This window comes from Bowmanella yangjiangensis (assembly GCF_018531185.1).
GTDB classification, from domain to species: Bacteria; Pseudomonadota; Gammaproteobacteria; order Enterobacterales; family Alteromonadaceae; genus Bowmanella; species Bowmanella yangjiangensis.
In genome coordinates, this window is the sequence record NZ_JAHDJU010000002.1 from 1,011,009 (window position 1) to 1,034,668 (window position 23,660).

The following is a 23,660-nucleotide window of genomic DNA, read 5'->3' on the forward strand; positions in this document are numbered from 1 at the left end:
CTGTTTTTGAACAAGAGGTAAGTAAAAACTATATGCAAAAGATGCAGCGCAGCACCGAAGAGTGGATCTTAATCAGCATCAGCCTGCTGGGTGCGTTGATCATTCTGACTTTTGCCTTGCTGCGTTTGCTGCGTGGAGATTGGTTGTTGGCCGCACTCGACGGTTTTGCTGTTGCAGCCATGTTTGGCATTTTTATACGTGTCTACTTCAGCGGCAATACGGTTTTGATGAGCCATGTATTTGTCGGTCTTTGTCAGCTGGTGCTGGTCATGACAGTGATGCTCAAAGGCGCAGATCAGTTGTTCTGGTTCTATCCTGCCGCTCTTGTGGTGTTTTTCCTTTTACGTCCCTGGTTAGCATTGGCTATTGTAAGTCTGAGTATTTTGGTCTTGAGCACTTTGCTCTGGTCTCAGATAACCATGCTACATCTATTTGGCTTTGTGTTATCTGCTCTCGCGACTATGGGGTTTGCGTTTATTTTTGCCTGGCGAACCAAAGAGCAACAGCTCAGATTACTCAGGTTAGCAACTAAAGACCCTCTCACCGGTGCCGGTAACCGCCGCGCATTGGAGGAAAAATTACTACAGGCAGTGCACCATTTTCAGCGCGTGCATTTGCCCATGTCGCTAATTTTGTTGGATCTGGATAATTTCAAGCACTTTAACGACAGTTATGGTCATGATGAAGGCGATCGCATTCTGGTCGCGGTGACCGATATAATCCAACGCCGGATACGTCGTAGTGACCACTTGTATCGGTTTGGCGGCGAAGAGTTTGTCGTGATCACGGATAACACAGGGCTGCGGGAAGCCTGCCTGCTGGCCGAAGAATTACGCAGCGATATAGCTGGCGCCACCATCAGTGATTGTCAGGTGACGATTTCCCTTGGTGTTGCTCAGTATCAGGATGGTGAGACTGGCTATCAATGGCTAGGTCGGGCTGACCAAGCCATGTACAGGGCGAAGGGCAATGGCCGGAATCATCTGTGTATCAGCGAATTTCACGACGACCAGTTAGCACTTACTGACAGATAAAGCGAACGGGGCTGGCCAACAAAGTACCTATATTGTCCGAAACCTATATCTGCGCGTTCAGCGTAGTCACGGTTGGTGAGGTTGATAAGCCTCAAGCCGATTTGCCAGTTTTTACTTAGTGGATATTGGGCGCGCAGATGCAGTAAGCTATGGCCTGGATAGCTGGCGCTATTCTGTGGATCCAGGTAATAGCGGCCCATATGCAACCATTCCAGTTCCAGCACCGAATCATCAACACCGCGTCTGCCTACACGTGCTGAGAATTGTTGGCGAGGCGCAGTATCCATGTCGTTTCCTGCGATATTCTCGTTGGCCAGTTTTACCGCACTTTGGTAAGTATGCTTGGCTAGATTGCCAGTGGCATGCCAGTACCACTGGGTGCTTAATTGGCCCGCCAGTGCGATTTCAATGCCCTGATGGCGGGTGTGTCCATTACTGACATTTTGACGTTCAGTGTCCTGAAAGATCAGGTGCTGCTTATCCATCCAATATAGTGCCAGATCGTAATCCAGGGTTCCCCAGTTGCCGCGCAGGCCACTTTCAATGCTGGTTAATTGCTCGGCATTCAGATTGGCAGCTTCCTGGCCATCCTGTAAGCGGAACAGCTCAGTTGCTTGCGGAGCGCGGTAGCCACGGCTGACCCGCGCATAAACATGACTTGATGCACTCAATGCGTATTGTGTTGCCAATGACGGTGACCATTGCTGGTAAGTCAGAGTCTGGCTATCAGGACGGTAAAAGCGGCAAACGCTGACCGATTCGGCGCAGGCGCTGCCTTCACTCAAGTGATTGCGATAATCGTATTGTTGCAGGTCAAAACGCAGACTGGCGGTAAGCTGCCATTGCGTATCGGTTTGCCATGTCAGGCTGGCAAAAGGGGACAGATTACGAGCGATTACCCGATAATCGTAGTGCATTCCCTGAGGGATGTTTGGGCTGAAAGGCTTATCCTGGAATTCCTGCAATTCACCTTCACTGACTTCGGCATCCATACCAGCTTGCCAGTTAAGCTTTTCGCTTTCGAATAAATACCGGGTTTGCAAGCCAACACCTTGCTGGCTATTGTCTTCACGGGCCTGCCATGGCACATAGTGTTGCAGAAAGTCCATTTGCTGCCAGCGCACATAAGGGCGAATCTGCCAGCTTTGCTGCTCATCAACCTGATGGCTGAAGCTACTAACAAAGCGCAGGGAGGAGGCGTGTCGGTATGCATCAGGATTGTCATTAGTGCGACGTAACTGAGCATCCCGGTACGCATCATAGCCACTAATATAGCCAGCGGTTTGCTGATTCAGGTGGGTAGCGGCCAGGCGATGGACTATATGCCATTCGCCCAGCGTCTGTTGGTAAGCCAGGTTGATTTTTTGCTGTTCATACCCCGACGATGCTTGATAGCCACCATCATGGACGAGATTTCCGTACGCCAGAAAATCCGGATTGCCAAGTGCGAAACTGCCTCGCTGATATTGATGTGGGCCTGCCTCTATCTTCACTTCTGAGGTGGCATACTCAGGCAAAGGGCGGCTAGTCAGATTGATAATCCCATGTACGGCGTTGGAACCGTACCAACTGCTGCCTGGTCCACGGTATACATCAACAGCATAAGCCTGCTCGCTATTCAGCTCAAATAGCTGATTGGCGTTGCAAAAGCCACTGGCTCTGATGGGAATACCGTCTTCGCTTACCAGAAATGCTCCACAAGCGCCGGCGCCGGTTAAGACTGGTGAGCGAATGGCAGTGAGATGCTCCTGACCATTGCCACGGCTGATCCATACGCCTGGCTGGCTGGCCAGAGATTCGGCAATGTGTGTCGCCCCAAGCAGGGACAGCTGTTCTGCATCAATGCGGCTATGGCTAAGTGGCAGTGACTGTGCTGGCTTTGCAGTGACGCTGATGCGCTCCAGTTCGTTGGCAGACAGGCACAGGGGGAACACAGAAATAATCGCAAAATGACGCAGCATACAAGGGAAGAACGGATGAGAATTGCCGACAAGGTTAACACAACCACTCACGGCTTACTGTACTTGCAGCTTTTGCAGACAAAGAAGATGATAGCTCCATATCCCCTAATAATAAGGAAAATGGAATGAAGTACGCTTTAGCTAGTTTGTTTCTACTAGCCGCCACTGCCACTGCCGATGAATGGCGCACCCCACAGGCGGATAACCTGGTTTACTTAGAGTTAGACCAAGGGCCGGTTGTATTGGAGCTGGCACCCTTTATGGCTCCCCAGCATGTTAAACAATTTAAAGCGCTGGTAAAGGAAGGTTACTACGACGGACTGGATTTCTATCGGGTGGTGGAGGGTTTTGTGGCCCAGGCCGGCGATGTCAGTGAAACCAGAACGTCTGAGCATAAGCAAAACCTGCAAGCCGAATTTACCCGGCCTATAAGCCAAGACAGTGATTTCAGCCTGGTGCAGGCGCCGGACTTGTTTGCTGAGCAAACCGGCTACTTAAAGGGGTTTGCCGCCGCGCGAGACCACCAGGATAAACAGGAGTGGCTGGTACATTGTCCCGGCACACTGGCGATGGCCCGCAGTACCGACGCGGATAGCGGCAGTACCGATTTTTATATCGTTATTGGTCAGGCACCCCGTCATCTGGATCGTAACATGAGTGTGTTTGGCCGCGTGCTATGGGGCATGCCACTAATTCAGAGCTTGCCCAGAGGCAACCCGGAAGTCGACATGGGCGTTATTGCAAAGGATCAGCCAAAGGGCAAAATTGTACGAGCCAGAATCGCCAGCGATGTACCTGCTGAGCAGCGGCTGGCCTTGCAAGTGCAAGAACAGGACTCTCCCGCTATGCAAGCCCGGTTGAAAAGAGGCCGGGATATGGACAATGCGTTCTTTCATTTCAAAGGCAACGGCAACCTCGACATCTGTTATTACCCCACCAAGGTCAGATTAACGCCCGAGGGTTAACTATTTTGAATGGCGGGGCAGGCTAAGCACAAAGCGGGCGCCCCGCATTGTACTGCGATCCGCTCGGATGCTACCGCCATGCCAGGTCACGACTCGCTCCACAATAGCCAAACCCAGTCCATAATTGTCATTATTGCGCTGTCGATTTTGCTCAAGGCTGACAAAAGGCTTAAACACATCCTGTAGTTTCTCATCAGCGATGCCTGGGCCGTCATCTTCAATATGAATTTCTAACCTTTCTTTAAAGCTATGCAGGCTCATGGTGACGCAGCTATTTGCATAGCGAGTGGCGTTACTAATAATATTGCTGATGGCGCGATGCAGCCATATGGCATCACCCATCACCCAACGAGGCTCTTCACCAATGTCAGCATTGAGCGTCAGCTTGTTTTTAAGCGCTAGCGGGGTGTTTTGCTCCGTGGCATCGGTAAGCAGTGTTGTCAGGTTTAAAACCTTGGGCTGTATTTTGGCGGCCTGGCGCTCAAGGCTGGCGAAATCAAGAAAAGCCGCAACCAAGTTTTCCATCCGCTCCAGATCGTTTTCTAATCTGTGTAAATAGGCATTTTTTTCTTCATTCTCCTGGCTATCCAGTGCGGCTTCCAAACCAAAGCGGAAACAAGCCAGCGGGGTGCGCAAATCATGGGACAGACTGCTGGCCAACAGTCGGTTTTCAGCTATCAGTTGTTCGATGCGCTGAGCCATTTGGTTAAAGCTGAACTCCAGATCCTGAATATAGGACAGTGAGCTGGCCGGGACTCTGGCATGTAAATCTCCCTGACCAAACTGATGGGCGGTGCGGGTTAATAAGGATAAGCGTCTGGTTAAAGGTAGTAGCCAAATGCCCATCATCAGTGCCAGGCCCAAATATACCGCAAGGGTTAGCATAAGATCGCGGTCCATATCTCCTTGTTCGACCGGCGGTAGCGCCATTCGCAATAAATAGTCGGGGTGAGAGGGGAGTTCGGCTAACAAATAGGGGCCATTGGCAGAGTCCAGCAGCAAGCCGCCTGGCTGGCGCAGTGCTTCGCGCAAATCTTTTGGAAAGGCCAGGTTTGATGAAGACTCCAAGGTCAAAGGCACAGGAAGGAACTGGTTCAGTTGTTCCACCTGTTGCTTCAGATCTGTGTCGCTTTGCGCAATTTTTTCTGTTAGCGCGGCAAACATTTGACTGAGGTGAGGGTAGTCTTGCGGGTGTTGGCTTTCCCTGTGTTGTTCAACCCAGTTATCAATACCCCAGCCCAGTAAGAACAAGGTGAGCAGGGCAGTAAACAGCAAACTGATATAAATACGGCTCATTGACAGATCTGCCGATAGGCTAAATTAAACGGCGTAGATGAGCTGATCTTAGCGAGTTGTGATCCACTATGTTGTAAATAATTGCGAGGAACTTGCAGGGATATGTGGCTCAACCTGCCACATCCCAGGCATCAGCGACAAACAGATAACCCTTCCCCCAGGCTGTTTTTATGCGCTTGGGAGGATCGGTATCGTCCCCCAACTTCTTGCGTAGCACGGAAATCATGACATCAAACCAGCGATCTAAACCGTCATATTCGCGGCCCTTGAGCTCCCGGAACGCTTCTTCGCGATTGATAATTCGTCCCGCGTGGCTGGCCAAATACCAGAGCATGGCGAATTCGTTGCTGGACAACTCAATTTCTTGACCGTCGAGCAGGGTACGGTTTGCATCTCGGTTCAGGCTCAAGGTACCAAATTGCAGAATGTGATCCTGGCTGTCTTTGTCATTGCTTTCACTGCGCTGCAACTGGCCTTTAATACGGGCCAGCAAGGCCCTGGGTCTGACAGGCTTGACCAAGTAGTCATTGGCACCGACTTCCAGGCCAATCACTTCATCAAGCTCTTCCCCTTGGGCGGTCAGCATGATGATAGGCACCTGGCTAAGACGGCGGATTTCCCTACACACGGAAATGCCATCTAAACCCGGTAGCATAAGATCGAGCAAAATAAGATCTGGCTGACATTGACGATAAGCTGCGATTGCCTGATCGCCACGGGCTTCATGGTAGACCTCAAAGCCCTGATTTTGTAAGTACTCTAATACCCATTGCGCCAGTGATGCATCGTCTTCCACCAGCAAAATTTTTCCATAAAGCTGCATCGTTAGCCCTCTTAAAACAAACGCCAATTGCGCTTTCTGCGCTGCGATTCATACACCCAGTTAACTTGAATTTCCTGTCTTAGCAAAGTATCGCTACCCTGTTTGAGCAACAATGTCGTGCTGGTGGATGAAGAGAATTCAAATTGCCATTCCCCTTGTCGCCGGTTCTGCCAGCACGCCAAAGGGTCCGTTGAACCTTCCAAAAACAAGCAGTAGTCGCCCTGATGCGGTAACTGCCAGACGACACTGATATGGGTATAGCAAGTGCGTCCTTTGTTGATGGCAACACAGGTATCTGGCGAAACTTGCATCTGTTCCGGCAAAGGGGATTGCGACGTTTCAGCGTGTAGCCCGAAGGCCAGTACTAATAGTACTAATCCCTTAAAATACATAGCGCACATTGACCATGCCGAGGGTTTCCATATCACTCGCCACTATTGGGCTATCGGATACGCCCCGACTGTATTGGCTTACACCAAAGCCCAACTCAAGTAACCATTTCTCGTTTATGGGGTAAAGACTGGATATACCAAAATGCAGTCGATAAGCGGCTTTTCCTTGATAGACTGGCCTGGTCGGTGTGGCTTCAGAAGGGCGAATGCCAAAATAGTAGTCAACCAAGTCACGGCTATAAAGATTAAGCCCTAAAGTTAGTTGAATATCCCAGTTGCGCGCTTGAATAATATAGTTGTAGTAAGCCTGCAGTAAGAAGTCGTTATAGCTACCACTGAAATCCCGCGCGATTTCAATGGAGTAATGCCTATTTGCGTCAAAGCGCTGGATCCGAATGCCGAGACTGCCGTCGGAGTCTCTTTCTTCGATGCCTCTTAGTTCCTCTATCACCTCCAAACCGTGTTGCGAATAGCCTGTTTCGCTCAGAATTGGCATGTATGAACCATTGATGGCGTCGATTTGCCACTGTTCATCCTGATAGATATGGTAACCCAACAAGGCGTAATTGCTTAAGCTGGTTAATCGCCTGCTGGGTGTTTCGACAAAGAAATCCTTATAACTGACATCGATCTGTAAGGTAGGTAAAACAGGCAGTTCACTATTCCCTGGGGAGCCTTTGAGTAACGATTTTTCATCCCAGGCGGATAAGCCCAGGGATATCTGCCAGCTCCAGTCACTTTGCTCCTTGGGTTGTTCTTCGGCCAGCACTGGCAAGGCGAGACAAGCCAGCAAGCATGCTGCCGCAGTTATCCTTCTCAATGCTGTGATTCCTATCTATCTGTAATTGCGCCGGATTGTATCAAAGCTGTGTTTGCAGGGGAGCGTTAGGTTCCGTCTAAATTGTAGTGAAATTGTAAAACCTGATGACAAGTTTACTTTGTACCGAGGGCGAAATACGAGGGAGCAATCTTTAAGTGCTTTTATGAGTATATTCTGGCCACAACAATAACGAAGAGAAAAACCCGGGCGGGCCATGGAGAACCCGCCCGGTAAGAATCCCAAGAAAGACCAGTAGACTTGGGTGTGTAGTGCAGGGTTATATTGCAATAAATGAGAATGATTCGCAATAATAATTTTTAAGAAAATGTCAATCCTTTGATATTTATAGTTTTTAGGCGGCTGTTAGTAGTATTGCTAGCAGGCTGAGATACGCTTTGGGTCGGCTTCAGAATGATGCGGGCTAATAGACAGTCACTGTGGCTAAATGCTGGTGTCTGTGTCCAGGTGTTTAAACAAAAAGCCGGACAAGTGTCCGGCTTACTTTTGAGGTACTGAGTTTGAGAGTCGGTTAGCAGACTTTGGTTAGCCAGCCGTGCTTGTCTTCGGCCTGACCCCATTGAATTTCATTCAGCGCCTGACGCAGGGCATTAGTGGTGGGGCCGCCAAGGCCGTTACCCACAGTATGCTCTTTTCCATCATGAATTAAGGTGCCCACTGGGGTCAGTACTGCGGCAGTACCAGACAGGGCGGCTTCCGCACCGGGTTTGGCTGCACGTTCCAGTAATTCGTCCACTGTTAGTTGGCGCTCTGATACTGTCATGCCGCGATCGCGAGCCAAGGTCAGGATCGAATCACGGGTGACACCATGCAGGAAGCTGGCATCCAGTGCCTTGGTGATAATTTCGTTGCCATCGATAAGCAGGAAATTCGCCGCGCCCGTTTCCTGTACGTCACCGTTGGGGCAAAACAGAACCTGATCGGCTTGCACAGCCGCGCGGGCTCTCATGATAGGTTGTAATGCACTGGCATAGTTACCGCCGCTTTTCACCATCCCCATATGCGAGGCACAGCGGGCATTATCTTCCAGCAACAGTCGCAGTGGCTTGGCACCACCGGCAAAGTAATCGCCCACAGGAGAAAGCAGTACATACATTAATGACTGCATGCTGGGGGCAGCAGCCTTTCCTATGGAAGGTTCTGTGCCAATATGAGTCGGGCGAATATACATAGAGCCCGGAGGATTAGGCACATCAGCAGCATATCGACGAACTATGTCAGTGATCATATCGCTCAGCATAGCCTGATCAATTTTTGGCAAAGATAACAATTCACTGCTCTGCGCCATGCGAGCGACGTTTTTGTCCATACGGAAAACATAGATGCCGCCATCAGCATGACGAAAGGCTTTCAAGCCTTCAAAACAGGTGCTGGAGTAATGAAGCACGTGGGCTCCAGGGTGCAGAGTGATACTGTCTGATTTGACAGTCTGAGGTGTGCTCCAGCTGTTATTCTCAAAACGGGAGATAATCATCTCCGGGGTAAATACTGTGCCAAATGCTGACATATTTCTTAAGGCTCCTGACATTGTTCTACTTTCGAGATCGGTTTTAACACACAGAGTTAACCAGGTTAAGTTGTTGTGTTGCACCAGGGAATAGGCGGCAGCAGACCTGCCTGCCGGCTCGGCGCATATATGTATTTGCTTATTTGCAAACTTCAACCGCGTGCTGGCTTTTGATTGTTGCGGCTATCATAGCAGGACTACGGGCGCAGAACATGGAGAATTATGGCTTGGGTTCAACAAGTTTTTGATTAAACTATGGGGAAGCGGGGAACCGAGGGAAGCTGACTAGGTTGCCCTTATATACATTTTATTGCGCGTTTCAAACCCTGTGGCCATAGGAACTTTTGCAAGTACTAAACAAAGCTAAAATGCTGTGATAACAGACGCACACTAACTACTGCTGCTATTTAGCTGCGTCTGTCCTTCAGCTAGCCCGTCCCCTGAAACGGGCAGTGATAGCAGTATGTTAACTGCCACTGACGTGAATAATCTTATCTACCTTTGCTTCTCCTTGTTTGGCGATATCCTGGATTTCCGTATAGGTGGCGCTGGGGTTTAGACGGTTCAACCGCTTCGCGATTTTAGTATTGCCAGCTTGATAAGCAAATTCACCGATATTCTTACCATTACATTGGACATCGTTGGCAATGTGGCGGGCACTCAGGCCTGAGTGCTGTTGAAGAATGTGAAAGCGAATCGGTGTGTCCATTGCAGCGCTAACGCATAGCTTAGTGGTTACCATGTCATCTGCTGCGACATATACATTCTTAGCGGATGCGCACAAAGGCGAGAGTAATAATACAGTGCAAGTGAGTTTTTGCAGGGGCGACATATCTAATTCCTCAAATAAACGGGCACATTGCCCACATATAGTGTCGCTGTAATTGGTGAAATAGTTGTTAATGGTCCATGTGAGTTTGTAAGTGTCCGTACAAATGTGTCCGCGCCGGACAGTTTTTCTGTCCGCGGACAGCATTAATTAACTTGGAAAATTAGAAATATTCATATTTAACAATTGGTTATCTTTCTTTATAAAGTTGGCACAAGCTTGGCTTTAAGTATTTCAGAACGGAAATGAAATTGGAGAAAGCTATGCAACTGTTAGCCATTTATCTCACTGTCCCTTTGATGCTTTGCCTTATCGCCCCGGTTATCGATCTGTGTATTGAGTTAACCGGCAGGGGGCAACAATGATTCGCGATACCAGTGGCCAGGATACCCTGATCAGTAGCTCTATCACGCAACGCTGGCGCAAACCTTTTGCACTAGCAGCTGTGATGTTGGCTGCAGCCGGTACAGTGGTATGGCTGGGCGGCCGGGATGCCAGCCAGTCAGTTGATGCTTCACGTTTAGTTACGGCGAAAGTGGAACGTGGAACCTTGATAAGGGATGTCGCGGCGACCGGCCACATCGTGGCGGCTAATGCGCCGATACTCTATAGCCCACAGTCCGGTCATGTGCGCCTGTTAGCACAGCCAGGAGATCAGGTGGAAGTGAATCAGGTGGTCGCAGAGGTGAATAGCCCTGAACTGGCCAACAGTCTTCAGCAACAACAAGCCGTGTTGGCTTCCTTACAAGGCGAGTTGGAAGGTCGTCGTTTGGACGCCAGAGCGCAGGAACTTGCGCTGACCCGCACTTTGGAACTGGCCAAAGTGGACCTGGATGCTGCCCAACGCGAAGAGCGCCGCGCTCAGCAATCCATGCAAAAACAGCTGATTAGCCAGCGTGATTTTGACCAGGCTATTGATGAGCTTGCCAGGGCCAAACTCAACTACAGATTGGCCGGACAGGAAGTGCAAATAGCCAAAGACACTCTGGCGTTTGAATTAAGAAGTGCAGGTATTGCCATCGAACGTCAGCAGTTGGTCGTGCAAGAACTTGTGCGTCAGGTGGATAGCCTGGCAATTAGGGCGCCGGTGAGCGGCATTGTTGGTAATCATTTGGTTGAACAAATGGCAGCCGTGAGTCAAAGCCAGCCCCTGATCACCTTGGTGGACTTAAGTGCCTTTGAAGCGGAATTGCAGGTGCCAGAGAGCTATGCAGACGAACTTGGCTTGGGTATGGACGTTGAGCTTCAACTGGCTGGCTTGAATCTGATTGGGCAGTTAAAAGCCATTTCTCCTGAGGTTCGTGACCGCCAGGTGACCACCAGGGTCAAGTTACTGGATCAACCTCAGGGATTACGCCAGAACCAACGCCTGTCTGCGCGCATTCTGCTGGAGAATCGTCCCAATACGCTGATGGTTAAACGCGGTGCCTTTTTACAAAGTGGCGGTAGTTTGAGCTATCGGGTGGATGGCGAGACCGCCTATCGTACTGCCATTCGAACTGGCGTCAGCAGCATCAGCCACGTGGAATTACTAAGCGGTGCCAAAGAAGGTGACACCCTGATTATCTCCAGTCTGGATCCCTTTGAAAATCAAGATAAAGTCATGCTGCGTTAAGCGGCATGACAGCAACGAACAACAAAGTTAAGAAGGAAAACTCATGCTATCTATGACTAATATCAGCAAGGTATATCGCAGTGAAATGGTACAAACCAATGCCCTGCGGGATTTTAATTTACAAGTCAACGAAGGCGAGTTTATCGCCGTGACAGGTCCCTCCGGTTCAGGAAAAACCACTTTTCTGAATATCGCTGGCATGCTGGAAACCTACACCGGCGGCACCTATCAACTGGACGGCATTGATGTGGGGCGCCTGTCTGACAATGGCCGCGCTGAACTGAGAAATCAGAAAATCGGCTTCATTTTTCAGGGCTTCAATTTGATCCCGGATCTGAACCTGTATGAAAACGTTGAAGTACCGTTGCGCTACCGTGGTATCAAAGCGGCCGAACGCAAGCGTCGTATTGAGCGTTGTCTTGAGCAGGTTGGCCTGGGCGCCCGCGCTAAACATGTACCCGCGCAGCTTTCTGGTGGTCAGCAACAACGGGTGGCCATAGCCCGGGCGCTGGCTGGCGAGCCTCGTTTCCTGCTGGCGGATGAACCGACCGGTAACCTGGACAGCTTGATGGCCCGCCAGGTGATGGAACTGCTTGAGAACATCAACAAAGACGGCGCCACTATTATTATGGTCACCCACGATCCTGAGCTGGCCCGTCGTGCCCAGCGCAATATACAGGTAGTAGACGGTCAGATTTGTGACTTCAAACTTTATCAGGGTGGGCTGGAAAAGCAGCGCGCCGGTGCGGAGGTCTGAGATGTTCTTGCACTATATTGACTTAGGCTGGCGCAGTTTAAGACGTACCCCGGTGGTGAGTTTACTGATGCTGCTGGCTATTGCGATTGGTATTGGTATCACTATGACCAGCTTGTCGGTTTACCACATGATGTCGGTTAACCCCATGCCGCATAAAAACGACCAACTGTTTGCTGTACAACTGCGCACTATGGACCAGGGAGCCGACTGGTGGACTTCGGATAACCTGCCATACCAGCTAACTTATCAGGATGCGATGAATTTGCGTAAAGGCTCGGTGCCTCTTCGCCAGACTGCGATGCTGAAAACCGGCTTTGGTGTCAAACCGGCCAATCCGGATATTCCGCCTTTTATTGAAACGGCCAGAGCGGCTGACAGTGACTTTTTTGCCATGTACGAGGTCCCCTTTGCTTATGGTGCCGCCTGGGACAAAGCGGTGGACCTACAAGGTGAAGCTGTTGCGGTGATTGGTGATGAGCTTAACCAAAAGTTATTTGGTGGTGGCAACAATGTGGGCAAGGACATTGTGCTGGACTCAGTGTCGTATCGGATCGTGGGTATTCTCAAATCGTGGAAGCTGGAGCCGCAGATCTACGACCTGAACAATGGTGCTTGGGGGCAGAATGAACAGCTGTTTATTCCTTTCTCTCTGATACCTATTCATGAACTAAAAAGCTGGGGCAATAACAACGGCTGGAAATACGAAGAGGAGAATACCTATCAGGATAAGCTGAATTCGGAAGTAGTTTGGCTGCAATACAAAGTGGAATTAAAAGATAAGCAGGCGCAACAGGACTTTCGAGATTATATGGCCGGCTATATTAAGGAGCAGCAGAAACTGGGTCGTTTCAAGCGAGATGATGCGGAGGGGGATATTAAGAATATTAGCCAGTGGTTGGACTATCGCCAGATTGTCAGTGCTGATAACAAGATTCTGGTGGGCTTGAGCTTTATGTTCCTGTTCGTGTGTCTGGCCAACATTTTAAGCTTGCTGTTGGCCAAGTTTCTCAAACGCGCTCCTGAAATTGGTGTACGCCGTGCCCTGGGGGCCAGTAAAACCCAGGTGTTTGCTCAGCACCTGGTGGAAGTGGGTATGTTAGGTCTGGCAGGAGGGGCGCTGGGATTGCTGATAGCGCAGCTTGGTCTGTACCTGCTGCGCAGCGGTTTCAGTCGTTACGAAGCGGTAGCCCAGATGGATCTCACCATGTGGCTGGCTGCGCCGACTATTTCTATTCTGGCCTGCTTACTGGCTGGCTGCTACCCGGCATGGAAAGTCTGCCGCACTACCCCAGCCTTGTATCTGAAAACCCAATAGGAGCGCCGCTATGTCTGAACTTAAACCCATATTTAACGCCTTGTGGCGCAGTAAAACCGGCGCGCTGTTACTGATAGTACAGATTGCTGTAACCCTGGCCATCGTTAGTAATGCTGCTTTTATCATCCATGACAGGGTAAGCTTTCTGAATCAGGATACCGGTCTTGAGGCCGAAAACCTGTTCAGGTTTAATCTCTACACCTTTGGCAAGAATGTCGATATTGCCAAACAGCAAGAAATAGATGAAACCTTGCTGCGTGCCATTCCCGGTGTGGCAGACGCGGTGGTCATCAATCAGGTGCCTTTGTCAGGCAGCGGTGACTCAACCAACTTCCATCTTAAGCCAACGCCACAACAGAGCAGAGGTGCCCGTGCAGCCTTCTTTATGGCTGATGAGAACCTGCTCAATACGTTGGGCGTTAAACTGGAAGACGGGCGTAATTTTGAGGCTGCCGATGTGGTTTACTCCCAAGGTTTCGATAAAACCGCCAATGTTCTTTTGGCTACCCGTAGTTACGTGAATGAACTCTTCCCTGACGGTGATGGATTGGGGCAGACCATCTACCTTGGCGATAATCCTTTTAAAATCATCGGCATTATTGCGCCAATGAAGGGGCCTTGGCTGGACGATGAACAGGCCGATAATGTGGCTTTGATTCCACAAGTGATGGCGGCACCTTTTAAGCGGGTTTTGATTAGAACTGAATCAGGTCGTCGTGGTGAAGTAATGCAACAAGTGGAAAAGGTGCTGTTGGCCTCTGAGTCGGAACGTGTGGTTAGCCGTATCACTGGTGTTGATAAGCTGTTACTTGAACAGACCAGCCAGGACCGCCTGATGAAGAATATGCTGTTGGTATTAATCACTGTGCTACTGCTGGTTACGGCATTGGGTATTTGTGGTCTGGCGTTGTTTAACGTTGGCCGTCGCACCCGTCAGATTGGCACCCGTCGTGCGCTTGGCGCGAAAAAGTCGGACATTGTGCGCTACTTCCTGCTGGAAAACACCCTGGTGAGTTTGATTGGGATTGTGCTGGGGGTTGGACTGGCGCTGGCCATGAGTGATGTATTGATGCGTCATTACTCTCTGCCCCGTCTGGATAATTGGTTTATCCTGTACAGCCTGGCTGGCATCTACTTGATGGGAGTATTGGCAGTGTATTGGCCAGCGCAGCGTGCCACGTTGATTTCACCCAGTATTGCTACCCGTAGCGTATAACGGCAAAGTATTGAACAGTCATAAGAGTAGCCGGGTACGCCCGGCTACCTGCTAATGAATAGAGAAAGTTAAGAGATAATGGAAAAAATCCTCATAGTGGATGATAACCAGGCGGTGTTGCAGGCCCTGAGTTTGCTGCTGGAAATTCATGGCTATCAACCTGTGCTTGCCAGTAACCCTGCCGAGGCTGTGCAAGCGGTCATGTATCAACGCATTGCCCTGGTTATCCAGGACATGAATTTTACCGCCGATACCACCTCCGGTGAGGAGGGCAAAGCACTGTTTTACCAACTGAGGGAGCTAAATCCCAACCTGCCGATTATTCTGATTACCGCCTGGACCGAACTGGAAAGTGCAGTATCACTGGTAAAAGACGGTGCGGCAGATTATCTGGCTAAACCCTGGGATGACACCAAGCTGTTAACCAGTATCAGCAACTTGCTGGAACTGGGTAATGCCTTAAAGGAAAATCAGCATTTTCGCCAACGTCAGCGTCAGCAGCAGGCTGAGCTTAGTGAAAAAGACCTCTGTGGTTTGGTCTATGGCAGCCATACCATGCAACGTTTGGTAGATATGGCATTACAACTGGCTAAATCCGATGTGTCGGTGTTGATTACCGGCCCCAATGGTGCTGGTAAAGATAGGATTGCCGATATTATTCAGGCCAATTCCCCGTTAAAAGACAAGCCCTTTATCAAAGTTAACGCCGGGGCATTACCCCAAGAGCTGATTGAGGCAGAGTTATTTGGCGCTGAAGCAGGCGCATACACCGGCAACAATGCGCGTCGGGCCGGGCGCTTTGAAGCGGCCGATGGTGGCACTTTGTTTTTGGATGAAATCGGTAATTTGCCTTTATCCGGACAGATTAAACTACTGCGTGTGCTGCAAACTGGCGAATTTGAGCGTCTGGGCTCTACCACTACACAAAAGGTGAAGGTGCGTTTGATTTCGGCCACCAATGCCGATTTACAGGACGATATTCAAGCCGGTCGTTTCCGAGAGGATTTGTATTACCGGCTGAATGTCGTTGAGCTCAGTTTACCGCCTCTGGCTCAGCGTCCTGACGATATTTTACCCTTAGTTGAGCATTTTTTGCCGGGGCGGGAGTGCTCTTTGTCAGCAGAACGGGCATTGTTGGCTTATAGCTGGCCGGGTAATGTGCGTGAATTGGAAAATGCCTGCAAGCGGGCCAATGTGCTGCATCCTGTGGGCGTTCTGGAAGCCGAGCACTTTGCCATTCAAGGGAAAAATGTGCCGCTACAGCAAAGCCTTGAACCTGGACCTGTGGAAATTCAGCAGGCCATGGACAAACACAAAGGCGTAGTTGCAAAAGCCGCCCGTGAACTGGGACTAAGCCGCCAGGCTTTGTATCGCCGGCTTGAGAAATTTGAGCTGCTATGACGTTTAAGCTTAAGTACCAACTGATTATTTGCACCCTGATTGCGGTATGGGCCAGTGCTGCGCTGTATACCTTGGTGTTGGACGTTTCTTTTGCACAGTTATTGCTGGTGACGGGGTTTGCTTCGTTAGTTGCCATCGTGCTTTGCCATTATGTGTTTGATGGGGTTGCCAAGCGCTTTGTGGCGCTCGAAACGGGATTGCTGAATTTCCGCGACAATGAATTTGGTGTCAGCCTGGCGGTGGATGGTAAGGATGAAATCAGTCACCTGGCTGCCTTATACAATGAAACCTCGAATAAGCTACGCCAGGAGAAGCAATGGATCTATCAGCGCGAACTGATGCTGGATAAGGTGCTGCAAAGTTCGCCGCTGGCCGTCATGTTGTTGGACAACAGTGAACGGGTGATCTTCGCCAACGCCAGTGCCAGAGAGCTGTTGGCGCAAGGGAGTCGCATAGAAGGCGCGGCGTTGGAAAGCTTGCTCGAGACGTTGCCACAGACCATGGTTGAGGCCATACGCTCCGGGCGGGACGGTTTGTTCAGTGTACAGAAGGATGATGACGAGCAAGGTAGCGAGGCCTGGCATCTGTCCCATGGCAGCTTCCTGATGAACGGTAACCAGCATAAATTGTTGCTGTTTAAGCAACTGACCCGAGAGCTTAGTCGTCAGGAAGTGCAAACTTGGAAAAAGGTCATCCGAGTTATCAGCCATGAGTTGAATAACTCCCTGGCACCTATTTCATCCATGGTGCATTCCGGGCGCTTGCTGGCGGAGCAGCATGGGGATACCAGGCTGGTTAAAGTTTTTGAAACTATAGGTGAGCGGACAAGCCATCTTAACAGCTTCATTCTGGGTTACGCCAAGTTTGCCAAATTACCGCAGCCTAATCGCAGTAGGGTTGACTGGCAGGGCTTTGTCGACAGCCTGGTAGGCCAATGGGCATTTAAAGTAGAAGGCAGTTTGCCTGACACCCCAGGCTTCTTCGACCCGGCCCAAATGCAACAGGTACTGATCAATTTGCTCAAGAATGCCGCGGAGTCAGGCTCTATAGGGGACGATATCAGCTTACAGGTGAAGACGCTGGAGAATGGCGTACTGGTGGAGGTTTGCGATCGCGGCAGTGGTATGTCTGAGGCGGTATTAACCCAAGCTTTATTGCCATTCTATTCCACCAAGGGAGAAGGGACTGGCCTTGGATTGGCGCTTTGCCGGGAAATTGTTGAAGCCCATGACGGGCGGATCAGTTTATCAAATCGCGAGGGTGGGGGGCTTAAAGTCAGCTTTTTCCTGCCTGGCTGAGTTTTAGTATTTGTGTAGCTTTATTTGAAGGCTAAGCAAAAGGCGCGCTAATTTGCTCAGCGCGCCCAAGGTTCATCGCTTCTGGCAGTTATAACTTCAGCCTCACACCTACCCGGTTGAGCAGGGTGACCAATACCATCATCGCCAGGGCAAAAGCCACACTCCACAGCATGCCTGGGACCCCGGAAGACAGTGCTTCCGGGCGCAAAGTCAGGCCCAGACTCCCCAAGCCAGCGGCAAGAATGTAAGGCAGAATATAGATCAGCAACGGGTTATTGGCCGCAGGCTCAAATACTTTAACTATGCCGGTGTATTTTTGTACTTCCAACAGTTGATAGAAGAGCGCAAACAACACACTACAAAAGAAGATGCTCAGTAACGCCCAGCTTGGCGTGGCCCATATTTTAGAAATTGGCCACAGCTGGCAGCTGACATAAGCCAGAATACCGCTGACCAGAATATACAGTCCAAGATTCAGGTGGCGCTTGGGATAACGGTTATCAAAACACAGCAACGACATCAGGGTTCCAGCCAATACCATGGCAGTATGCGTATGGTTGCGATTTTCCTGGGCAAACCAGCCCAGTAAACCCGACTGGCCTTCGAATTGGGCAAAGAGTGGGAATAGACCAATAAAACCCAGGGCGACCAAGCCAATCAGCAAAGGGCGCTGACCAACCAGCAAATAAGCAATCAAGGCAAACAGATATGCCCAGCCGATAAGGCCTAATATGCCCCACCACTGGTAGGTCATCCAGGTATTGTCTGGCCCTTCAAATAACCACCACAATATGGCCAGACCTGCAATGCCAACAGCTCTGACACTGAGTTGTAATGCATTGCTCCAGTCTTTGGGCAGACTGCACCACACCAGCAGCACAGAGATGTACATGCAGAAGGTCCAAAGTGGAATGCTGATAGCCATAGCCGACGCGTCGTAGCCGCCGATACTGTTGACCATGTAAAAACCGATAATAATCAGACCCAAAGCCCTGACCAGGCCATGCTTGAATACTTCCCAGCTGTTATCCCCCTTGCTGACCCTGGCTTGCACTGCGAAGGGAATGGACATACCGACAATAAACAGAAAAGCCGGAAACACTAAGTCGACAAAGGTCATAGTGTCGGCATCTGCAGCAACGTGCTTCATCCAGGCGGGGATGTCGGCAATGCCTGCTAGTTCGTTAACAAACACCATGACCAGAATCGTCAGGCCACGGAACAGATCGATGGAAAGTATTCTTCCGGAAGTCAAAGTAGACATCACAAGTCCATGTTGGAAAGGGTGAACAGAACCTACTCAATTCCGCGTTGCTCTGCAACTAATTAACATTTTACTTTCAATAATTAGTGACAAATTAACTTGTAGAGAAAAACGGCCAGTGGTGAAAATTCATCTGCAAAGGAGAGTTGTTCTCGATGAGGCGGGATGAAATAATAAACGAGAATAGTTATTAATAGAGGATGCATTTAATGAAGAGAATAATCCAACCGCTGGTGTTGTTATTCTGCTTGATAAGCCAGGTTGCGTTTGCCTCCGGCCCAGGCCCTGAGCGTATTTTGCATCTGTTGTCCTATGTTGGTGTGGATTATCCCATGACGGTGGCTGACGGTCAGGTGGTCGATCAAGGTGAATATGTCGAGCAGGTAGAGTTTGCCGAGGCGGTTGAGGCCATATTGCAAAGCCTGCCGGCTACTGAAAAAACGCCACAATTGCTGGCGGATAGTCGCACCCTGCAGCAGCTTATTGAACAAAAGAGACCCGGTGCAGAGATCAAGGCCATGACGGCGGCGCTGAGTGAAGCTGTGACCCTGGCCTATGATATTAAACTGGCACCACGGGGTACCCCTGTACCTGCCAGCGTCAGTAATCTCTACCAGCAAATGTGTTCGGCTTGTCATGGTGCAACCGGTCTTGGAGATGGTGTCGCCGGAGCCGGAATGGAGCCTGCACCCGCCAACTTCCATGATAACGAGCGTATGAATGAGCTGACCTTATTCGGGTTGTACAACACTATTACTTTGGGGGTGGAAGGAACAGGAATGGCTAGCTATGCCAATCTGTCAGAAGCAGAGCGCTGGTCGCTGGCCGCTTTTGTGGCGGGGTATGTGACCGAAGCACCAGAACAGAAAGTAAAATCGCCCTTTAGTCTGGATGAGCTGGCTACCCTGACCCCCGCCCAGGTTGCAGCTCGTGGCCAGGACGTCGCTAAGTTTGTGCAGCTGCGTGCCCACCCGGACAGTATCGAATCGGATAAACCATCTCCTTTGGCATATGCCAAGCAAACGTTGGCTGATTCCTGGCTGGCGGTAGAGTCGGGTAACCTGGACAAAGCTTATCAATTGTCTATCGGCGCTTATCTGGAAGGTTTTGAGCTGGTGGAAGCCAGTCTCGACAATCTGGACAAAACCCTGCGTAAGGACATCGAGTTGGCCATGTTTGCCTATCGTGACGGACTGCGTGATGGACTACCAGAACCTCTGTTGGCGCAGCGTTATCAGCTTGCTCAGTCAGGTCTCGACAAAGCACAGATTCTGTTATCCGAAGGCGGCTTGTCACCTTTGCTGAGCTTTGTGGCGTCGTTGATTATCCTGTTGCGTGAAGGGCTGGAAGCCATTCTGGTACTGGCGGCTATCTATGCCTTTATGAGCCGCTCTGGTGCTTCTAGCAGCCTGAAATATGTGCATGGAGGCTGGATAGCCGCGCTGATCTGCGGTGTAGCAACCTGGGCGGTCGCCAATTACTTGTTTGATATTTCAGGTGCCAGCCGTGAGTTGACCGAAGGTATGACAGCCTTGCTGGCCACTGCCATTTTGCTGTGGGTCGGAATTTGGATGCATTCCAAGGCCCATGCCAGTAACTGGCAGCAATATATCAAAGAGAAGTTAAGTGCCAGCCTCAGTTCCGGACAAAACATCGGCTTTGCGGTACTGGCTTTTGTTGCCGTGTATCGTGAAATCTTTGAAATAATTCTGTTCTATCAAGCCTTGTGGTTACAGGCTGGTGTGGAAGGTCAACAGGCTGTGCTGTTTGGCATGTTGGCGGCTACCGTGCTGTTGGTGGTGCTGAGTATTGTGATCTTTAAGCTGGCCATGCGTGTGCCTGTGGCCATGTTCTTCAAAGTCAACGCCGCCATTATGTTTGCCCTGGCGGTGATCTTTGCCGGGCGTGGAATTGCGGCGTTGCAGGAAACCGGCAGTATTGTCAGTATTCCGTTGAACCTGCCTGAAGCTACCTGGTTGGGCATTTATGCCGATGGCGTCACCCTGGCTTCTCAGGCGGCGGTAATTGTATTGATTGTACTGATGACCTTAGTGCAGCGAAAAACACCGGCCTGATAGATAAGAAAAACGGCGCTGCGGCGCCGTTTTTTTATGTGCACGGCAATACGTCGGGCTGTCTGGCCTTATTGCCACAGGACATGCCCGGTTAGAATGAAAACTTAATTCCCACCTGCGCCCGGTTGGTGCTTTGCGCGGCGTAGTGCTCAAATTTGGCGAACCATCCCCAGGACTTTGTAGCTAATTTGCCATCCAGCTCCAGGGCAATAGCATGACCGTATTCCAGAAAGTCTTCGGTAAGTTCCGCGCGCTGGCCAAAGCTTTTGTCGGCGTAGCTGTAATGGCTGAACAGTTCGGTATTCGTGCCCAGCCAGGGCAGGGGCGCAGCGAAACTTAGCACCAGCTTTACTCTGTTGCTGTCCAGTCGGTCTATCAGTTCCAGCGCATAAGTTTGTCCTGACTTTGCGTGATAGCGCAGCTCGCCACGCAGGAAATTATCGCCCAGCATATGCTCCAGGCTAAGTTCATAGCTTATGGCCTGGCTGAGGCGACTGCTCAGCTCCAGTTCGGCATAGTTGAGGCTGTGCCACTTTTGCCAGGCATTGGCGTTATCGAGATGGGCCAGTTCACCTACTACCAGTTCCAGGCGTGAGTCAGCATTAAATTTATGCACCCGGCGCAGACCGCTAATCCAGCCGTCTTTTGCAAGCCCGGTCGAGGCTACGTCCCCCTTGTAGGTAGGGATAACGCCAATCTCGGTTTTACCCTCGCTGGTCTCGTGGCGCACATACAAACGGCGCAGATACAGGTGATCGGCTTCACTATCATCTAGCGTGTTGTGGCTGGAAGCAAACCCCTGACCTGTAGCGATAAAGGCCTGCAGGCTCCAGTCCTGGTTCATCTGATAGGCGGGATAAAACCGCAAGCGATACTGGTAGCGCAGGTCTTTACCCGAACGTTGATCCAAGCGCAGTTGACCGACCAACTTGGCTTGCCAGCCCTGTGGGTGAGCCTGGGCAATGTTTGGGAGCAGCATAGACAAGAATATGCAGGCAGTGAGGCAAGATAACTTCAAGGCACAAGACTCATTGAGGGGGAGGGCAGGCTATTCCAGCTCAAAACCATGACAGCTTAATGAAACCAGTAAAGAGGTTATGCCGAGGTGATGAAAAAGACGAATGCCATACCCAGGCCCACGGCGACGATAAAATAGCGCAAGTAGGTCTGAGGAATTCGGTAGGCAAATGCGGCCCCTGCGTAGCCGCCTGCGAGGGCAGCGATACTAGTAACCAGCAGATGCTGAAGAGAGATGGCGCCCCCTACTGCATAAACGGCGACGGCTATGCTAGTTAAGAGCGCGGAGATAAGGTTTTTAACCCCGTTCATTCCGTGCAAATTGGTTTGCCCCATCAGCCCTAGGGCAGCCAGCAGGATAATGCCCAGACCCCCGTTGAAATAGCCGCCATACACACAGACCGCAAATAATATGCTGATATTCAGTAACTGAGACTTTCTCGTGGTTACAGGAACTTGATTGGTCTTGGATTGCAGCCTTTGCAACAGCCGGGGGGCGAACACAAATGCTAAGGTGGCAAACAGGATAAGCCAGGGAATAAGCGTGGCAAACAACTGTTCACTGGACACCAGTAGTACCGCCGCGCCGAGGCTTCCGCCAGCTATAGCTAAGATGCTTAAGGTAAAAAGGCCCATATTGGCCGGCCACTGGATATCACGTCGAAATCGCCAGGCGCTGGCAATATAGCCAGGCAGTAATGCCGCTGTGCCTGTGGCATTGGCTGAAATGCTAGGTAGACCAGCAAAGACCAAGGCTGGCAGGGTGAAAAAACTCCCCCCGCCCGCAACGGCATTTAACAGCCCGCCAAGAAATCCAGCCAGTAGCACCGCAATCCATTCCATCACAAAGGACTAAGTTAGCATTTGGGATGCTCTATCTTAACCAGCTTGGCTCGCGCCTGCGCTATACACTGCTCGCAGATCATCGTGTTTTATCAAGAAGATAACCCGTCTGGCTAACCGAATGGAACAACAACCTGGGCAAACGCGCAGCCGACCTTAACCAGAGCTGCGTGGAATAAACTCCACATCTACCAAAATACGTCCCTCAGAGGCGACCGCATCTTTTTTATTGCCTAGTAGTCTGCATACCGCGCGACCAATTTTGTCGGCATCGATATGCACGGTGGATAACGCCGGAGACATACGGCAGGAGTCTTCCAGATCATCAAAGCCCACCACCGCAATATCCTGTCCGGGAACCCGGCCTAAGGCACGTAGCTGTTCAATGGCACCATAGGCAATCACATCGTTAAAGCACACCACGGCTTGCAGCAAAGGGTCGGCTTCCAGCGCCTGAATTACGGCTTGTCGTCCACCATGACGGTTGGTTTGAGCCTGGATACGGGTGATATGTTGCTTATTTAAGCCTGCACCGTCGACAGCCTGATTGAAACCACACAAGCGCTCATGGAAGTCAGAAATACTCTCGTTACCACCGATAAAGGCAATGTGTTTAAAGCCACGGTTGAGCAAATGCTGAGTGGCCAAACGGGTTCCTCTGATGTTATCCGGGATCACCACGGGGGCACGGGCACCGGCAACATCCCGCATAATATGGATAACCGGGATACCGGCATCTATCTGCTGGTTAACCCATGCCGCATCAGTTCCGGGAGCCGGACAGATGACCAGTGCAGCCAAGCGGTATTCTTTGAGTTTCTGCACTAGCTGTTTCTGGGTGGCAAAGTCCTCACCGCTGTTTACCAGTACGGACATATAATCCATGGCCCGGATATGCCTCTCCAAACCTACTGCCAGCTGGGCCGAATAGGGGTTAGTCAGGTCATTGATGACGATACCGACCAGATTGGAGCGACGACTGCGCAGGGCTGCAGCATCCCGGTTGTATACATAACCGAGTTCTTCAATGGCTTTAAGGACTTTTTCTCTGGAGCGGTCACTGACTTTGTCGCTTTCCGTTAATACCAAAGAAACGGTGGATTTGGATACGCCGGCCTGTCTGGCGACGTCGAAAACTGTAATGTTTTTGTTGCTATTACTTATAGTCATTGTAATAAATCGTGGTTTTATCGTCCGGCATCGATCCGAAATGC

20 protein-coding genes are annotated in these 23,660 nt (G+C 50.6%); 9 read left to right on the forward strand and 11 right to left on the reverse strand.

What is annotated here, in order from left to right; all coding sequences use genetic code 11:
* Positions 1-32: 32 nt before the first annotated feature.
* Entirely contained in the window at positions 33-1,034 is a 1,002-nt protein-coding gene (locus tag KJY73_RS13865) for a GGDEF domain-containing protein (protein WP_214344308.1), read from the forward strand.
* Here KJY73_RS13865 and KJY73_RS13870 read toward each other — a convergent pair.
* Complete coding sequence (locus tag KJY73_RS13870; RefSeq protein ID WP_332874206.1) at positions 1,001-3,046, reverse strand: TonB-dependent receptor; 2,046 nt, start codon at positions 3,044-3,046, stop codon at positions 1,001-1,003. The genes KJY73_RS13865 and KJY73_RS13870 overlap by 34 nt on opposite strands.
* Positions 3,047-3,120: 74 nt before the next feature.
* Here KJY73_RS13870 and KJY73_RS13875 point away from each other — a divergent pair, with 74 nt between their 5' ends.
* The gene (locus tag KJY73_RS13875; RefSeq protein ID WP_214344309.1) at positions 3,121-3,960 is read left to right on the forward strand and encodes a peptidylprolyl isomerase; all 840 of its coding nucleotides are present in this window, start codon (positions 3,121-3,123) and stop codon (positions 3,958-3,960) included.
* Here the strand turns inward: KJY73_RS13875 and KJY73_RS13880 are convergent, their stop codons facing one another.
* The 6 genes from KJY73_RS13880 to KJY73_RS13905 all read right to left on the reverse strand — a co-directional run bounded on the left by KJY73_RS13880 (position 3,961) and on the right by KJY73_RS13905 (position 9,648).
* Entirely contained in the window at positions 3,961-5,256 is a 1,296-nt protein-coding gene (locus KJY73_RS13880) for a sensor histidine kinase (RefSeq protein ID WP_214344310.1), read from the reverse strand. It abuts the gene before it with no gap.
* Positions 5,257-5,365: 109 nt separating this feature from the next.
* Positions 5,366-6,079 (reverse strand): response regulator transcription factor, encoded by a 714-nt coding sequence (locus KJY73_RS13885; RefSeq protein ID WP_214344311.1) that lies wholly within the window; start codon positions 6,077-6,079, stop codon positions 5,366-5,368.
* 11 nt (positions 6,080-6,090) lie between these two features.
* Positions 6,091-6,390 carry a DUF3019 domain-containing protein gene (locus KJY73_RS13890; RefSeq protein ID WP_214344312.1) on the reverse strand — a complete coding sequence of 100 codons (300 nt, stop codon included), beginning with the start codon at positions 6,388-6,390 and terminating at the stop codon, positions 6,091-6,093.
* Positions 6,391-6,460: 70 nt separating this feature from the next.
* The gene (locus KJY73_RS13895) at positions 6,461-7,291 is read right to left on the reverse strand and encodes a MipA/OmpV family protein (RefSeq protein WP_214344313.1); all 831 of its coding nucleotides are present in this window, start codon (positions 7,289-7,291) and stop codon (positions 6,461-6,463) included.
* Between the two features lie 529 nt (positions 7,292-7,820).
* Positions 7,821-8,837, reverse strand: a complete 1,017-nt coding sequence (locus KJY73_RS13900) for a branched-chain amino acid aminotransferase (protein ID WP_214344314.1) — start codon at positions 8,835-8,837, stop codon at positions 7,821-7,823.
* Positions 8,838-9,282: 445 nt separating this feature from the next.
* Positions 9,283-9,648, reverse strand: a complete 366-nt coding sequence (locus KJY73_RS13905; RefSeq protein ID WP_214344315.1) for a DUF3718 domain-containing protein — start codon at positions 9,646-9,648, stop codon at positions 9,283-9,285.
* Between the two features lie 358 nt (positions 9,649-10,006).
* On the opposite strand from KJY73_RS13905, the gene KJY73_RS13910 reads away from it, so the two are divergent.
* The 6 genes from KJY73_RS13910 (at position 10,007) to KJY73_RS13935 (ending at position 17,247) form a co-directional block, all read left to right on the forward strand.
* Positions 10,007-11,260, forward strand: a complete 1,254-nt coding sequence (locus tag KJY73_RS13910) for an efflux RND transporter periplasmic adaptor subunit (RefSeq protein WP_214344316.1) — start codon at positions 10,007-10,009, stop codon at positions 11,258-11,260.
* A gap of 43 nt (positions 11,261-11,303) precedes the next feature.
* On the forward strand, positions 11,304-12,017 hold the full coding sequence (locus tag KJY73_RS13915; protein WP_214344317.1) for an ABC transporter ATP-binding protein: 714 nt from the start codon (positions 11,304-11,306) through the stop codon (positions 12,015-12,017).
* Between the two features lies 1 nt (position 12,018).
* Positions 12,019-13,332, forward strand: coding sequence for an ABC transporter permease (locus KJY73_RS13920; protein WP_214344318.1), 1,314 nt, complete (start codon positions 12,019-12,021; stop codon positions 13,330-13,332).
* Between the two features lie 10 nt (positions 13,333-13,342).
* Positions 13,343-14,548 carry an ABC transporter permease gene (locus KJY73_RS13925; protein ID WP_214344319.1) on the forward strand — a complete coding sequence of 402 codons (1,206 nt, stop codon included), beginning with the start codon at positions 13,343-13,345 and terminating at the stop codon, positions 14,546-14,548.
* Between the two features lie 78 nt (positions 14,549-14,626).
* Positions 14,627-15,949: a sigma-54-dependent transcriptional regulator gene (locus KJY73_RS13930; protein WP_214344320.1), complete on the forward strand. Its 1,323-nt coding sequence runs from the start codon at positions 14,627-14,629 to the stop codon at positions 15,947-15,949.
* Complete coding sequence (locus KJY73_RS13935; RefSeq protein ID WP_214344321.1) at positions 15,946-17,247, forward strand: sensor histidine kinase; 1,302 nt, start codon at positions 15,946-15,948, stop codon at positions 17,245-17,247. Before KJY73_RS13930 ends, KJY73_RS13935 begins: the two co-directional genes overlap by 4 nt.
* Before the next feature lie 88 nt (positions 17,248-17,335).
* Here the strand turns inward: KJY73_RS13935 and KJY73_RS13940 are convergent, their stop codons facing one another.
* Entirely contained in the window at positions 17,336-18,511 is a 1,176-nt protein-coding gene (locus KJY73_RS13940) for a DUF5009 domain-containing protein (protein ID WP_214344322.1), read from the reverse strand.
* 209 nt (positions 18,512-18,720) lie between these two features.
* Between KJY73_RS13940 and KJY73_RS13945 the strand changes: the two genes are divergently transcribed.
* Positions 18,721-20,586 (forward strand): FTR1 family protein, encoded by a 1,866-nt coding sequence (locus KJY73_RS13945; protein ID WP_214344323.1) that lies wholly within the window; start codon positions 18,721-18,723, stop codon positions 20,584-20,586.
* Between the two features lie 91 nt (positions 20,587-20,677).
* Here KJY73_RS13945 and KJY73_RS13950 read toward each other — a convergent pair whose 3' ends face one another.
* The 3 genes from KJY73_RS13950 to KJY73_RS13960 all read right to left on the reverse strand — a co-directional run bounded on the left by KJY73_RS13950 (position 20,678) and on the right by KJY73_RS13960 (position 23,616).
* Positions 20,678-21,565 (reverse strand): hypothetical protein, encoded by an 888-nt coding sequence (locus KJY73_RS13950; RefSeq protein ID WP_214344324.1) that lies wholly within the window; start codon positions 21,563-21,565, stop codon positions 20,678-20,680.
* A 116-nt stretch (positions 21,566-21,681) separates the two neighbouring features.
* Positions 21,682-22,446 (reverse strand): sulfite exporter TauE/SafE family protein, encoded by a 765-nt coding sequence (locus KJY73_RS13955; RefSeq protein WP_214344658.1) that lies wholly within the window; start codon positions 22,444-22,446, stop codon positions 21,682-21,684.
* A 156-nt stretch (positions 22,447-22,602) separates the two neighbouring features.
* The gene (locus tag KJY73_RS13960) at positions 22,603-23,616 is read right to left on the reverse strand and encodes a LacI family DNA-binding transcriptional regulator (RefSeq protein WP_214344325.1); all 1,014 of its coding nucleotides are present in this window, start codon (positions 23,614-23,616) and stop codon (positions 22,603-22,605) included.
* Positions 23,617-23,660 lie beyond the last annotated feature (44 nt).

Excerpts from the sequence above, each read along its gene's own strand:
- KJY73_RS13875 (WP_214344309.1), top strand. The coding sequence starts at position 3,121 with ATGAAGTACGCTTTAGCTAGTTTGTTTCTACTAGCCGCCACTGCCACT.
- KJY73_RS13915 (WP_214344317.1), top strand. The coding sequence starts at position 11,304 with ATGCTATCTATGACTAATATCAGCAAGGTATATCGCAGTGAAATGGTA.
- KJY73_RS13900 (WP_214344314.1), bottom strand. The coding sequence starts at position 8,837 with ATGTCAGGAGCCTTAAGAAATATGTCAGCATTTGGCACAGTATTTACC.
- KJY73_RS13945 (WP_214344323.1), top strand. The coding sequence starts at position 18,721 with ATGAAGAGAATAATCCAACCGCTGGTGTTGTTATTCTGCTTGATAAGC.
- KJY73_RS13880 (WP_214344310.1), bottom strand. The coding sequence starts at position 5,256 with ATGAGCCGTATTTATATCAGTTTGCTGTTTACTGCCCTGCTCACCTTG.
- KJY73_RS13940 (WP_214344322.1), bottom strand. The coding sequence starts at position 18,511 with ATGTCTACTTTGACTTCCGGAAGAATACTTTCCATCGATCTGTTCCGT.
- KJY73_RS13905 (WP_214344315.1), bottom strand. The coding sequence starts at position 9,648 with ATGTCGCCCCTGCAAAAACTCACTTGCACTGTATTATTACTCTCGCCT.
- KJY73_RS13935 (WP_214344321.1), top strand. The coding sequence starts at position 15,946 with ATGACGTTTAAGCTTAAGTACCAACTGATTATTTGCACCCTGATTGCG.
- KJY73_RS13960 (WP_214344325.1), bottom strand. The coding sequence starts at position 23,616 with ATGACTATAAGTAATAGCAACAAAAACATTACAGTTTTCGACGTCGCC.
- KJY73_RS13910 (WP_214344316.1), top strand. The coding sequence starts at position 10,007 with ATGATTCGCGATACCAGTGGCCAGGATACCCTGATCAGTAGCTCTATC.
- KJY73_RS13955 (WP_214344658.1), bottom strand. The coding sequence starts at position 22,446 with ATGGAATGGATTGCGGTGCTACTGGCTGGATTTCTTGGCGGGCTGTTA.
- KJY73_RS13950 (WP_214344324.1), bottom strand. The coding sequence starts at position 21,565 with ATGCTGCTCCCAAACATTGCCCAGGCTCACCCACAGGGCTGGCAAGCC.
- KJY73_RS13920 (WP_214344318.1), top strand. The coding sequence starts at position 12,019 with ATGTTCTTGCACTATATTGACTTAGGCTGGCGCAGTTTAAGACGTACC.
- KJY73_RS13865 (WP_214344308.1), top strand. The coding sequence starts at position 33 with ATGCAAAAGATGCAGCGCAGCACCGAAGAGTGGATCTTAATCAGCATC.
- KJY73_RS13925 (WP_214344319.1), top strand. The coding sequence starts at position 13,343 with ATGTCTGAACTTAAACCCATATTTAACGCCTTGTGGCGCAGTAAAACC.
- KJY73_RS13930 (WP_214344320.1), top strand. The coding sequence starts at position 14,627 with ATGGAAAAAATCCTCATAGTGGATGATAACCAGGCGGTGTTGCAGGCC.
- KJY73_RS13890 (WP_214344312.1), bottom strand. The coding sequence starts at position 6,390 with ATGCAAGTTTCGCCAGATACCTGTGTTGCCATCAACAAAGGACGCACT.
- KJY73_RS13885 (WP_214344311.1), bottom strand. The coding sequence starts at position 6,079 with ATGCAGCTTTATGGAAAAATTTTGCTGGTGGAAGACGATGCATCACTG.